Source organism: Caulobacter sp. GW456-12-1-14-TSB4, assembly GCF_059424195.1.
In genome coordinates this window covers 65,764-78,193 of record NZ_JBWKZF010000018.1, presented here as the reverse complement: position 1 = coordinate 78,193, position 12,430 = coordinate 65,764, and the positions used below count along the sequence as shown (strand labels likewise).

Genomic DNA, 12,430 nt, shown 5'->3' with positions numbered 1-12,430 from the left:
CATATCTATGCCGTACGCCTTCGTTCGGCGATTTTAGTTCGTTTTCGCGGTTGCAAAGCTCTTCCCCTAGCGTTATTGCGCCCGCTTCCTATTTTACAGTGCGCGTTCGTTGAACATGATCAACCTCCCCCACCGCGGATCGTTCAGCGCCTTTCACTCACCCCAGCGGGGGTAGGAGTTACCTGCAATGGCCCAGAGCGCTCTGCTCTCGACCAACGCTTCGCTCTCCGCGTCTGATCGCGAAGAAGCCCTGGCCGAAGTCCGCCAGCTGATCACCGACCTGCGCGACGCCGCGCAGGATGGCCGCCAGCTGGCCCGTCGTTACGCCGACGTCCTTCAGAACGTCGTCGATGAGTACTGCATTGAATTCGAGAAGCGCGCCGAAGCGGCTCTCGCTCGCCTGGAGGCCGCCGCATGAGCTTTGTGTCCGTCAACATCGAGTCCGCCACCGACTCTCCGGTGAAGCTGACCCGCCGGGCCCTGGCCAAGCAGCGCACCCGTGAACGCGTCCTGGCCGCCGCTCGCCAACTGTTCAGCGAGCGTGGCTACGAAGGCGCCACGATCCGTGACATCGCCCAGGCCGCCGGCATGTCGACCGGCGCCGTGTTCGCCAGCTTCGCCGACAAGTCGGAGCTGTTCGAAGAAATCCTGACCGCCGACTACGAAGTCATCTACGCGCAGATGGTCCAGGCCTCGCGCAACGCCAAGACCGTCGACGAGGCCCTGCTGGGCCTGTTCGCGATCGGCTACGGCTTCCATGTCGAGCAACTGCCGCTGCTGCGCGCGAGCATCGCGGTGTCGTGGACCCGTACGGAAGCCGCCGAGCGTCGCGCCCGCGCCGACATCAAGCACATCTTCCGTCTGCTGGCCGACGCCCTGCAACGCGGCGTCGATCAAGGCCAGTTGAAGGCCGATATCGACGGCAAGCTCTTGGCTGAAATGACCTGGGACGTGTATGTCGCCAACTATCGCCGCGCCGTCTATGACGGTTGGTCGGTGGAAGCTCTGCTGGCGCGTCTTTCGGATCAACTGAAAGTCATCTTCGCGGGCGCTCGCGCCTGACGAACGAAACTGGGCGCTCCGTTCGGGGGAACGGAGCGCCTTTGTAACAACGACGCTAGCGTGTTCGAGGGGGACGTGCGTGGGCGTAAGAGATGATCAGAAGGCGGCGACCCGGGAACGGGTGCTCGAGGCCGCCAGGGATCTCTTCAACGAGGTCGGCTACGAGGAAACCACCATCCGCGCTATCGCAGAGCGCGCTGGGGTCTCCGTCGGTAGCGTGTTCACCACCTTCGCCTCCAAGGCCGAGGTGCTGAGCCATGTGATGAATCACCGTCTGGCCGAGCTCTATGGCGAGTTCGACCGCGTGGTGCCGTACCTGCGTGGGACGGTGGCCGATCGGCTGTGCTCGATCTTCGCCATCCACTATGAGTTCGAGACGCGGCGGACCAAGCTGTTCCTGGCCCACATCGCCGCCTCGTACAATCCGAACAACGATCCGGGCGTCACGCCCTTCGGCGAGAATCGGCGGCTGAGCCAGATGCTGCTCGACGTCCTGGAGGACGGCGTGCGCAAGGGCGAGATCCGTTCGGACCTCGACCTGAATCTGATCGCCGACACGCTGAAGGCGGCCTATGCCTGGAACTACCGCATCACCGCGGCGGCCGGCGGGACCACGCCGGCCTCGGTGATGTCTGCGGTGATGGACAAGCAGATCGCGGTGATCGCGGAGGGCTGGAAGCCGCGTTGAGGCCTCAAGTCGGCCGCCCGCCGTACTCAACGCGGGTCAACCTTCGCGGCGTCCAGCCTGAAATGCAATTTCCAAGACCGTTTCCGCACTCCACTCTCCTCATCCAAGGGCGGATGGGGAGAACGCCGCCCGAGTATCGTGGGAGTGCGTGAGTGACTGAACCGGGGCGTGAGATGCGATTGGCCGAGGCGGACGTGAGGTCCCAGGTCAACGAGAAGCTGCTGCAGGCGCTTCTGGGCCTTCTGGCGCTGAAGGACGAGCATTTCCTCCAGGAGTTGTGCATCGTGTTCGACGCGGCCCAGCAGGGCGAAGGCGCGATCCCGCCCGAGGTCTGGCGCGGCGTCCAGCGCCACCTCGGCGCGCTGAGGGCGCTGGCCGTCGCTGATGACGACGACGACCAGCCCACGCATTAGGCCTTACTGCGGTCCCGCGCCCGGGGCGCCGAAATCGAAGCCGGGGTCCTTGCGGCCTTTGCCCGTCCCGAAGGTCCAGGCCAGGGTGATGCGGATATTGCGGGCGTGGGGGTCGCGGACCACCAGGCTCTTCAGCGAGGGCGTGTCGATCACCTGCTTCTCGCGGTAGAGGCCCAGGCCGTCCTGGACGGTGACCAGCAGCGACAGTTGGTCGGTGACCTTGCGGCGATAGCCGAAGTCGATGCCGGCGAACGGCAGGGCGTAGCCTTGCGGCGTCAGGCGCTTGCCGACCATGAAGCTGTTGATCTGCAAGAGGTCCTTGGGCGTGGCCTGCCAGCTGAGATTGGCCCGGCCCTGGGCCGTCGTGCCGGTGCGCTTGTCGGTGAAGCCCAGGTTCGAGCCGTCCAACTGCGCCCAGAACAGCGTGCTGCTGAGGCTGTAGGTCAGCTTGGGCGTCAGCTTGCCGTTCAAGACGAGCTCCAGGCCGCCGTTGCGGGTGTTGGCGACATTGGCCTTGGTGGTGACGAAGACGCCGCCGCCTTGGTCGGTGACCACATCGGTCACGACCTTGTCGTTCTCGCGATAGAACAGAGTGGCCGTCGCCATCAGCGGGGCCTTGCGGTACTGCCAGCCCGCCTCGAACGACTGGGTCTGCTGGGGTTTGAGGTTCGGATTGCCGATCCGGTAGTTGAGCGGGTCCAGCAGGAACGGCACGGGATTGAGGTCGAACGGGCCCGGGCGTTGCAGGCGCTGGCTGTAGCTGGCGGTCAGCTTCTGCTGGTCGTTCAGCTTGTAGGACAGGTGCAGGCTGGGCATCAGCTGGGTGGTGTCGTTGTCGTTCTTGCGGCCGGTCGAGGTCAGATCCAGCTTCGACTGCTCGTAGCGCAGGCCGGCCAGCATGGTCAGCGCCCCGCCCAGCGGCCGCTCATAGGTGACATAGGCCTGGGAGAGCTGCTGCTCGTAGAAGAACTTGTTGGTCAGGCCCGGATCGACGACCAGGCCGCCCAGCGACGAGCCACGCAGGCCGACATTGTCATAGACGTTGTCGTCGAACTGCAGGTCGAAGCCCAGCTTCAGGGTCTGGCCCGCGCCCATGGGGCGGACATAGTCGCCCTTCAGGTCGGTCTGGCGGGTGTCGTAGCCCAGCCGCTGCTGGTCATAGGCGCTGGAGGCCGTGGGGATGGTCGCCGTCGTGTGGCCGGTGCGGGTGCGGTTGTCGTCGGTGACGTCGTAGCTGAGCCGCAGCGACAGCTCATGGCCGTCGCCGGCGAACTTGCGGCGCAGGCTGCTGACGATCGCGGCGTTCTCGCGCTTCTGGCGGAGGGTCAGGTCGCGTCCGTAAGCCTGGATCAGGGCGCCGGTGGCGTCCTCGCGCTCGGTCTGGGCGGCGCTGTCGACAGCCCCGTTGAAGCGCGACAGCCGCGCCTCGCCGCCGATCCGCAGCTTGTCGGAGACGTCGTAGTCGATCGTGCCCTGGCTGGTGATCCCGTTGAAGTCGAAGTCGGTGACCCCCTTGGTCTCGCTGTCGAGATTGGCCTGCTGGCGGCGCTCGTAGTCGACCTGGTCGGCGACATCGCGGCGATAGTTGATGTCGCCCGAGGCCGACAGCTTGCCGGAATTGTAGCCGATATTGCCCGACAGGCCGTTGCGGCCATGGTCGCCGCCGGTGACGCGGATCGAGCTGGTGCGGCCCGCGCCCTTGGCCTTCTTGGTGATCAGGTTGATGACCCCGCCGGTGCCGTCGGCGCGGAATTCGGCCGAGGGGTTGGTCATCACCTCGACGCGGTCGATGCGCTCGGCCGGCATCTGCTGCAGGGCCTGGCCGCGGTTGTCGCCGCTGAACAGGCCCGAGGGCTTGCCGTCGATCAGGATGGTGACGTTGGGATCGCCGCGCAGGGCGACTTCGCCCGACACGCTGACCTCGACCGAGGGCACGTTGCGAAGGGCGTCGGCCAGGCTGCCCGACTGCGCGCCCAGGTCGCCCGACAGGCTGTAGCTGCGGCGGTCGATCGAGGTGCGCACGGCCGGCGCGTCGGCGGTGATGGTCACGGCGCTGACGCCGTTGGCGGCTTCGACCGGCTTCTTGCTCGGAGCCTGCGGGGCGGGGGCGGCTGTGGCTGCGGCGGCTTGCGCGGCCAGCGCGATCGAGACGGCGACGATAGACACTTGAACTCCCCCATAAGTCGCTGGCGTCGGCGCCGGACTGAGTTAGGATACAGCTGTATTCTGATCGAGAATACAAATGTAATTTCGGTAATGGAGTGGGCGCATGCGGATTTCCGGCGCCGAGAGCCAGATCATGGAAGCGCTGTGGCGCCAGGGTCCCCTGACGCCCGAGGGCGTGGTCGCGCAGGTCGGCGAGGCCCACGACTGGGCGCCGGGCACGGTGAAGACCCTGATCACCCGCCTCCTGAAAAAGGGCGCCATCGCCGGCGCGCGCGAGGCGGGCGGCTATCTCTATCGGCCGCTGGTGTCGCGCGACGACTATGTGCAGTCCGAGAGCCAGAACCTGGTCGACCGCCTTTTCGGCGGCGAGGTGGCCCCCTTGGTCGCACACTTCGCGCAGCACCGGTCGCTGACGGCTAAGGACGTCAAGCTGCTGAAGGACCTGATCGCGGACATCGAGGACGATGGCTGACCTGTTCACCGACCTGCTGAACCTGAACATCGCCCTGGCCGTCGCGGTCGCGGCGGTGATGGTCCTGCGCCTGCCGGCGCGGCGGCTGTTCGGGGCGCGGGTCGCGTATGGTCTGTGGATTTTGCCGGCCCTGGCGGGGTTGGCAATGCTGGCGCCCGCGCGGGTGCAGATCGTCCGGATTCCGGCGACGGCGGGCGAAGCGGGAGCGGCGACGGTCGCGAGCGGAGTCGCCCTGGCCGACGCTCCGGTCGATATCCGGCCCTATCTGGCGGCGCTATGGTTGCTGGGCGTGGCGGCGAGCCTGGCCTGGCTGGCCTGGAACCAGGTCCGGTTCGCGCGCGCCGCCAAGGCCGGCAAGGCCGGGCCGGCGGTGGTCGGCGTCCTGCGCCCGCGCGTGGTGGTTCCCGACGATTTCGAAGGCCGCTACACGCCGCGCGAGCGCGAGGTGGTGCTGGCCCACGAGCAGACGCACCTGAAGCGCCGCGATCCGCCGGTCAACGCGTTGGTGGCCCTGGCGACCTGCATCAACTGGTTCAACCCGGCCGTCCACGTGATGGGCCGCTGGCTGCGGATCGATCAGGAACTGGCCTGCGACGCCGGCGTGATCGCCGCCTATCCCAAGGCCCGCCGCGCCTATGCCGAGGCCATGCTGAAGACCCAGCTGGCCGCCCGGCCCTTGCCGCTGGGCTGCCATTGGGCGACCCATCCCCTGGCTCAGCGCGTGAAGCTGCTGTCGCGCTCGACGCCCAGCCGCTGGCGTCGCCTGGCCGGGCTGTTCTGCATCACCCTGCTGGGCGTGGGCGGCGCCTCGGCGGTCTGGGCCTCGCGGCCCCCGGAAGTGGTGATGGCGGTCGATCCGCCGCGCTTCATCGCGCCGCCGCCACGAGCGCCGCGTCCGCCGCCCGCGCCGGTCGCGCCCAAGGCTCCGAAGGCGCGTCATGTCGCCGTGGCCCTACCGCAGGTCGCCGTCGTCGAGCCCGTCCTGCAGCCCGTGGCCGAACCGCCGCCGGTCGCGATCGAACCGCCGATGCAGATGCGCCGCATCCGGATCATCCACGCCGTCGCCGACCGCTCGGCGGTCCAGCCGGGGACGGCCGTGCGGGTGGTGGCCAGCGGCGTGGCGCCCGACGGCGTCCACCTGTGGGCCGACTTCACCGCCTTCGGCTCGCAGCGGCTCTATCGCAAGGGCGCCTATGAGCGGGGCGGCAGCCGCTATTCGCTGTTCACCAGCGTGGTCCAGCAGGGCGAGCGGCTGCGGGTCACGGTCAGCCTGGGCAAGGGCTTCCAGCCCGACCAGACCGGTTCGATCGAGCTTGCGCCCAACCAGACCGGCGTGGTGCGCCTGCCGACCGGCCAGGACATCGTCGTCACCACCAGCGTCCGCGCCGAGACGGCCGACGAGATCGAGGAAGGCCGCCAGCTGACGGCCTACCAGACGATGTTCGAGGGTATCCGCCGCGCCGAAAGGGGCTAGGCTTCCTTCTTCAGGCGCAGGTCTTGGTAGTCGTAGCTGAAGTCGGCCAGCGGCGAGACCGCCTTGACCAGGCACGAGACGACCTTGCCGTCCTTCAGGTCGAAGGTGAAGAAGGCGTCCTCCTGGGTGCGGTCGTCGAAGACGGTCTTGAAGGTCTCGCCGTCGAACACCTCCAGCTTGCCCTTCAGCAGCGGGGTCTTGTCGAACGAGACGTGCAGGCCCTGCTTCTTGCCCTTGCCCACCACCGAGACGGTCACCGTGCCGTACCAGGGGTCGCGATAGACGCCGGCATAGGCGGTCAGCGGCAGGCTGGGCTGTGCGCCCGACGACGGCGTGGTGGCCTTGGCGGCGTCCTTGATGGTGTCGGCGTCGTTCTGAGCCTGGACGCGCTTGGACGAGGCGATCCAGTCGAAGTCGCTGCGGCCCTGCAGGCGATCCGGCCCGCCGTAGCGCATGGAGCGCAGGACCGGGTTCTCCTCGGCGTTGGTCATCACCATGATGCCCGACTTCCGGCCCGGCAGCAGGCCCGTATACGAGATGAAGCCGGCCAGGCCCCCGGTGTGCCACAGCAAGCGCTCGCCGCGATGGTCCTGCACGAACCAGCCCAGCGCATAGGCCTGGATCGACGGGCGAGCGGGGTTTTCCGTGATCGGACCATCGCTGGAGGCGGTGATGGTCTGCGGCTTCCACATCTCCTTGGCCGACTCCTCGCTCCACAGCCGCTTGCCGCTCTGCGATTGACCCAGGCCCAGCTGGACCAGCAGCCACTGGGCGATGTCCTTGGGCGTGGAATTGACCCCGCCGGCGGGACCGGCCGCGTCAAAGCTGCTGTCGAACGGCAGGACGGTCTGGGGGCCCAGGCCCCGCACGGGCGGACCCAGGCGGCAGTGCGGTTGGGCGCGGTGGGCCAGGTTGACCAGGGCGGGGCTCGAGACCGTGTCGTTCATGGCCAGCGGCTGGAAGATCCGGGTCTTGATGACCTCTTCCCACTTCTGGCCGGTGACGGTCTCGATCAGCACGCCGGCGGCGACATAGAGCACGTTGTCATAGGCGTAGCCGCCCCGGAACTGACCGCCGATCGGCAGGTACTTCAGCCCGGCCACGATGTCGGCGCGGGTGTGGGTTGGCGAGGGCCAGATCATCAGGTCGCCGGCGCCCAGGGTCAGGCCGCTGCGGTGGACCAACAGGTCGCGGACGGTCATCAGCTTGGTGACCACCGGGTCGCTCATCTGGAACGACGGCATGTACTTCGTGACCGGCGCGTCCCACGCCAGCTTGCCTTCCTCGACCAGCATGGCGATCAGGGCGGCGGTCATGGCCTTGGTGTTCGAGGCGATGCCGAAGGCGGTGTTCTCGTCGACCCTGTCCTGGGTCCCGAGTTTCTTGACGCCGTAGCCCTTTGCCAGGGTGACCTTGCCGTTCTCGACCACCGTGACGCCCAGGCCCGGCTGGTCGGGGAAGGCCGCCATGACGTCTTGCGCGAACTTGTCGACGGCCGCGCCGACGGCGCCAGTGTCCTGGGCGAAGGCCCGGTTGCCGAACGCCGCGAGACCTCCCGTCGCCAGAGCCGAGACGAGGGCGGTGCGGCGAGTGGTGGCGAGCATGGGCGGTCCTTCGGCGTGAAGGCGGGAGGCTATGCTGATGCTTGGCAGGGCGGCAAGGCATGAAGCGCCCCCTCCGTCACGATGCTGCGCATCGCGCCACCTCCCCCGTTTCACGGGTGAGGAGGTTTTCTCCTCCCTCGCGAAGCGGGGGAGGTGGATCGGCGCGGATACGCGACGAGACGGAGGGGGCGCTCAGTTACCCCCGTCCAGCAGCCGTCGCGCGATCACCTGCGCCTGGATCTCCCCCGCGCCCTCGAAGATGTTCAGGATCCGCGCATCCGCCAGCAGCCGGCTGGCCGCGTACTCCATCGCGAACCCGTTCCCGCCGTGGATCTGCAGCGCGTTGTCCGCCGCCGCCCAGGCCACGCGCGCCGCGATCAGCTTGGCCATCCCCGCCTCGAGGTCACACCGCTTGCCTTCGTCCTTCTGACGGGCGGCGTAGTAGGTCAGCTGGCGCACGCCCATGATCTCGGCGGCCATCATGGCCAGCTTGTTGGCGACGCGCGGGAAATGGAAGATCGCCTGGCCGAACTGCTGGCGGTCCAGGGCGTAACCGAGGCCGGTCTCCAGCGCGGCTTGCGCGACGCCGATGGCGCGGGCGGCGGTCTGGATGCGGGCGCTCTCGAAGGTGGCCATCAGCTGCTTGAAGCCCTGGCCCGGGACGCCGCCCAGCAAGTTCTCGGTGGGCACCGTGAAGCCGTCGAAGCCGAGTTCGAACTCCTTCATGCCGCGATAGCCAATCACCCCGATCTCGCCGCCGCTCATGCCGTCGGCCGGGAAGTCGTCGCCCTCCACGCCGCGCGGCTTGGGGGCCAGCAGCATGGAGAGGCCGCGATAGTCGGTGGTGGCCGGGTCGGTGCGGACCAGCAGGGTCATGACGTCGGCGCGGGCGGCGTGGGTGATCCAGGTCTTGTTGCCGGTCACGACGTACTGGTCGCCCTTCAGCTCGGCGCGGGTGCGCAGGGCGCCCAGGTCCGAGCCCGTGTTCGGCTCGGTGAAGACAGCGGTCGGCAGGATTTCGGCGCTGGCGATGCGGGGCAGCCAGTATTCCTTCTGGGCGTCGGTGCCGCCGGTCAGGATCAGCTCGCCGGCGATCTCCGAGCGGGTGGCCAGCGAGCCGACGCCGATCCAGGCGCGGGAGAGCTCCTCGGACACCACGCACATGGCGGTCTTGCCCATGCCGCTGCCGCCGAACTCTTCCGGGATGGTCAGGCCGAACACGCCCAGCGCGCCCAGCTCCTCGACCAGCTCGATCGGGATCAGCTGGTCCTTCAGGTGCCACTCGTGGGCGAAGGGGCTCACCTTTTCTTCCGCGAAGGCGTGGAACTGGTCGCGGATCATCTCGAAGGTCTCGTCGAGACCGGTCTGTTCGAGCGTGGGTTTGCCGCGCGCGTCCGCCAGCAGCTGGGCGACGCGGGTTTTCACCGCCTGGGTTCCGCCCTCGACCATCAGCCTCATCAGGCCGTTGGAATAGAGCCGGTTCAGCACCGCGCGGTCTTCGACGAGATGGGCCGGGCGGACGATCTCGCCCTGGTTCATCGGCACGCCGCCGACCAGCTGGGCGCAGTATTCGGAAAACAGCAGCTGGGCCAGCAGGGCCTCGATCTCGCCGAACTGGCCTTCGTCCTGCAGCCGCTCGGCCCAGCCGGCGACCTGGTTCAGGAGCTCGGCATAGGCGGCGTACCAGCCATAGCCGTGGACGCGATGCTGGTGGACGTCGGCCAGCTTGCGATCGATCTTGCCGCCGTCGGGGGCGATGTGGGCCAGCACCTGTGGCTTGGCCTCGGCCACGAACAGGCCGGCGGCGTCAGCGGCTTCTCGGAGAAGACCCAACAGGCCGGGCAGGATCAACGTCTCGGACGGGCTTGCCGTATGCGTCATGCTTGCTCCCCTGCGCCAAACAGTTGTTTTCTTTCACCCTGGCGCTTTTCGCATCTGCGAGCAATGCCGCAGCGCAGCGTAAAATCATAAAAGGGGAAGAGACATGCTGACGGTTCACCACCTCAACGAGTCACGCTCGCAGCGGATCCTGTGGCTGCTGGAGGAACTGAACCTCCCCTACGAGATCGTCTTCCACACCCGAGACCCTAAGACCCGCCTGGCCCCGCCGTCGCTGACGGCCATCCACCCGCTGGGCAAGTCGCCGGTGATTGTTGATGGCGACCTGACCATCATCGAGTCCGGCGCGATCATCGACTACGTGATCCGTCGCCACGCCGAGGGCCGCCTGGCCCCCGATCCGGCCAGCGCCGACTACGACCGCTATCAGCAGTGGCTGCACTATGCCGAGGGCTCGGCCATGCTGCCGCTGATGCTCAACATGTATGTCGGCCGGCTGGGCGAAAGCGGCGCGCCGTTGCATCCGCGCATCCAGTCGGAAATCACCAACCACCTGTCGTTCGTCAACGACCAACTGGCGGGGCGCGAGTTCTTCGTCGGCGACAGCCTGACCGGCGCCGACATCCAGATGAGCTTCGTGCCCGAGGTCGCCAAGGCCATGGGCAAGCTGCCGGAATACCCGCACATGGCCGCCTGGATCGAGCGGATGCACGCGCTGCCGGCCTGGAAGGCGGCGCTGGAGAAGAGCGGGCCTTACGCGCTGGGGGCTTAAGAGGGATCGACGTTCAAGTCGGCGGGCCCGTCCTCGCCCTTCGACAGGCTCAGGGTGAGGACTACTTTTGAGGCCGAGTCAGTAGAAAACCTCATCCTGAGCTTGTCGAAGGACGAGGTTTCGGCCCCAGCCTAGGCGACCTCGATCGTCAGCGGGGCGCCGCCGGCCGCGATCGCCAGCAGGCGGTCGATGTTCGGATGCGCGCCCGGACGCTCGCGGGCGTCCGCGGTGTGCTCGCCGAAGACCAGCAGGCCGTGCTCGGCGGCCTGGGCGTCCAGGGCGCCGAAGGCCTGCTTCAGGTACTGGTAGACGGCCAGCGAGCCTTGCTTGCCCGGCTGGTTCTCGATGCTGGCGACCACCGCGCCCTGGACATCGACCAGGTCGATGCGCTGCACGCCGTCGATGGCCGGCAGCTGCTGGAGGTTATCCTTGAAGGTCGCGCCAGGTTGGATCATCGCCAGCTTTCTTGAGGGCCAGAGGTCGTTGCGGGCGGGCCTGTACCACCCCCCGCGAACTTTTTTCAACATGAACGAAATCTGCTGAACGGGTCCGCGCAGCCGTTCAGCTTCACCCTGTCATGGTCTGTCTCACGGGGTTGCTGACCCCGAAGACTTTCAAAAGGGACCAAGACCATGACCACCATGACCAAGATCAAGACCATCACCCTGACCCTGGGCGCCGCCGCCACCGCTCTGTCGCTGGCCGCTGCTCCCCAAGCCAGCGCCGGCGTCATCGGCTGCAAGGCCTCGGGCTCCAAGCAGGAAGTCGGCGCTGTCGTCGGCGGCCTGCTGGGCGCCCTGGCCGGCAACAAGATCGCCGGCAAGGGCGATCGCGGCACGGGCACGGCCATCGGCGCCGTGGTCGGCGCGGGCGCCGGTTCGGCGGTCGGCTGCGGCATGCAGAAGACCGAGGCGGCCAAAGAGGTCGGCGGCATCTACAAGTCGGGCGGCTATCGCTACGCCCAGACCGTCCAGGCCGCGCCGCTGGTCCAGACGAAGGGCAAGTACGTCGCCCGTTCGACCCTGAACCTGCGCGCCGCCGCCTCGACCCGCGGTGAACGTCTGGGCGCGGTCAGCTCGGGCGAGACCTTCCAGGCCCTGGGCCGCACCGGTGACGGCAAGTGGATCCTGGTTGGCCAGAACGGCGTCGGCGTCGGCTACGTCAGCAGCGCCTACGTCTACCGCGCCTAACGCGGGTTAGAGCTTTCGGGGCGCGTCCGCTCCGTCCCTCTGGCCGCGCTTCGAGAAGAGAGCCCGTTCGGTCGCCATGACCGGGCGGGCTTTTTCGTGCGCGTCAGCTAAGGGCGCTGACCCCGCCGAGCCAGGTCTGCCAGACCACCACCAGCGCCCAGTGCAGGATCACCGCCGGCCAGATCGACCCCGTCTGGCGCTTGGTGATCGCGCAGCCGAGGCCCAGGACCGCGCAGCACAGCAGGAAGTCGGGGCGCAGGAAGATCGAGGCGGCGGACTTCAGGAAGGTCACGGCCTCGAACACGTGCCAGACGGTGTAGAGGGCGGTGGAGGTGGCGATCTCCAGTTTCGGCCGTTGGCTCTCGCTGGGGCCGGGTGTCAGCAGGCCCCGGAACGGGAGCTCCTCGCCGAGGGCGGGGATGAAGAACACCACCAGCATGCGTAGGGGGAGGCCGGGTTCGGTCGGCTGGAGCCGGTAGAGGCCGGTCACGAAACCGATCAGCATCATCACCGCCAGGGTGGCGATGGAGACGGCGAGGCAGAACAGCCAGCCGCGTGCGGTGGGGACGGTGCGGAGACTGGTGAGCAGGCGGTGGCGGTAAACTTCCAAGTTCAGCGCCATTCCCCACACTCCGTCTCCCCGGCGAAAGCCGGGGCCCAGATCGAACCCGTTGAAGGTCGAGAAATACACGAGGCCGTAGGCGCGATCACCCCAAAGGCTCAGGCTGTATCTGGGCCCCGGCGTTAGGC

General features: G+C 67.7%; 13 protein-coding genes and 1 pseudogene. 8 read left to right on the top strand and 6 right to left on the bottom strand.

Translation table 11 applies throughout. From position 1 onward, the window contains the following. Window positions 1-187: 187 nt before the first annotated feature. The 4 genes from AC07YH_RS17195 (at window position 188) to AC07YH_RS17180 (ending at window position 2,163) form a co-directional block, all read left to right on the top strand. Complete coding sequence (locus AC07YH_RS17195; protein WP_494748174.1) at window positions 188-418, top strand: CC0731 family SpdR-regulated protein; 231 nt, start codon at window positions 188-190, stop codon at window positions 416-418. Next, window positions 415-1,062 (top strand): TetR/AcrR family transcriptional regulator, encoded by a 648-nt coding sequence (locus AC07YH_RS17190; protein ID WP_494748173.1) that lies wholly within the window; start codon window positions 415-417, stop codon window positions 1,060-1,062. The genes AC07YH_RS17195 and AC07YH_RS17190 overlap by 4 nt, the downstream gene beginning before the upstream one ends. Window positions 1,063-1,141: 79 nt before the next feature. Next, complete coding sequence (locus AC07YH_RS17185; RefSeq protein WP_494748172.1) at window positions 1,142-1,750, top strand: TetR/AcrR family transcriptional regulator; 609 nt, start codon at window positions 1,142-1,144, stop codon at window positions 1,748-1,750. A 194-nt stretch (window positions 1,751-1,944) separates the two neighbouring features. After that, window positions 1,945-2,163, top strand: coding sequence for a hypothetical protein (locus tag AC07YH_RS17180; protein WP_494748171.1), 219 nt, complete (start codon window positions 1,945-1,947; stop codon window positions 2,161-2,163). 3 nt (window positions 2,164-2,166) lie between these two features. Here AC07YH_RS17180 and AC07YH_RS17175 read toward each other — a convergent pair whose 3' ends face one another. Further along, on the bottom strand, window positions 2,167-4,329 hold the full coding sequence (locus AC07YH_RS17175; RefSeq protein WP_494748170.1) for a TonB-dependent receptor: 2,163 nt from the start codon (window positions 4,327-4,329) through the stop codon (window positions 2,167-2,169). A 103-nt stretch (window positions 4,330-4,432) separates the two neighbouring features. Between AC07YH_RS17175 and AC07YH_RS17170 the strand changes: the two genes are divergently transcribed. Then, complete coding sequence (locus AC07YH_RS17170) at window positions 4,433-4,801, top strand: BlaI/MecI/CopY family transcriptional regulator (RefSeq protein WP_494748169.1); 369 nt, start codon at window positions 4,433-4,435, stop codon at window positions 4,799-4,801. Further along, window positions 4,794-6,275, top strand: coding sequence for a M56 family metallopeptidase (locus tag AC07YH_RS17165; protein ID WP_494748168.1), 1,482 nt, complete (start codon window positions 4,794-4,796; stop codon window positions 6,273-6,275). Before AC07YH_RS17170 ends, AC07YH_RS17165 begins: the two co-directional genes overlap by 8 nt. On the opposite strand, the gene AC07YH_RS17160 is transcribed toward AC07YH_RS17165, so the two are convergent. The 3 genes and pseudogenes from AC07YH_RS17160 to AC07YH_RS17150 form a co-directional block, all read right to left on the bottom strand. Next, on the bottom strand, window positions 6,272-7,879 hold the full coding sequence (locus AC07YH_RS17160) for a serine hydrolase (RefSeq protein ID WP_494748167.1): 1,608 nt from the start codon (window positions 7,877-7,879) through the stop codon (window positions 6,272-6,274). The two genes, AC07YH_RS17165 and AC07YH_RS17160, sit on opposite strands and share 4 nt — an antisense overlap. A gap of 63 nt (window positions 7,880-7,942) precedes the next feature. Beyond that, a pseudogene (locus tag AC07YH_RS17155) lies at window positions 7,943-8,072 on the bottom strand (hypothetical protein); the annotation flags it as partial. After that, window positions 8,072-9,760, bottom strand: coding sequence for an acyl-CoA dehydrogenase family protein (locus AC07YH_RS17150; protein ID WP_494748166.1), 1,689 nt, complete (start codon window positions 9,758-9,760; stop codon window positions 8,072-8,074). The gene AC07YH_RS17150 and the pseudogene AC07YH_RS17155, both read right to left, overlap by 1 nt. A gap of 103 nt (window positions 9,761-9,863) precedes the next feature. On the opposite strand from AC07YH_RS17150, the gene AC07YH_RS17145 reads away from it, so the two are divergent. After that, window positions 9,864-10,490 carry a glutathione S-transferase family protein gene (locus AC07YH_RS17145; RefSeq protein WP_494748165.1) on the top strand — a complete coding sequence of 209 codons (627 nt, stop codon included), beginning with the start codon at window positions 9,864-9,866 and terminating at the stop codon, window positions 10,488-10,490. A gap of 131 nt (window positions 10,491-10,621) precedes the next feature. Here the strand turns inward: AC07YH_RS17145 and AC07YH_RS17140 are convergent, their stop codons facing one another. Continuing rightward, entirely contained in the window at window positions 10,622-10,945 is a 324-nt protein-coding gene (locus AC07YH_RS17140) for a DUF2322 family protein (protein ID WP_494748164.1), read from the bottom strand. Window positions 10,946-11,122: 177 nt separating this feature from the next. Between AC07YH_RS17140 and AC07YH_RS17135 the strand changes: the two genes are divergently transcribed. Beyond that, window positions 11,123-11,680, top strand: a complete 558-nt coding sequence (locus tag AC07YH_RS17135) for an SH3 domain-containing protein (RefSeq protein WP_494748163.1) — start codon at window positions 11,123-11,125, stop codon at window positions 11,678-11,680. Between the two features lie 103 nt (window positions 11,681-11,783). On the opposite strand, the gene AC07YH_RS17130 is transcribed toward AC07YH_RS17135, so the two are convergent. Next, complete coding sequence (locus AC07YH_RS17130) at window positions 11,784-12,302, bottom strand: CPBP family glutamic-type intramembrane protease (RefSeq protein WP_494748162.1); 519 nt, start codon at window positions 12,300-12,302, stop codon at window positions 11,784-11,786. Window positions 12,303-12,430 lie beyond the last annotated feature (128 nt).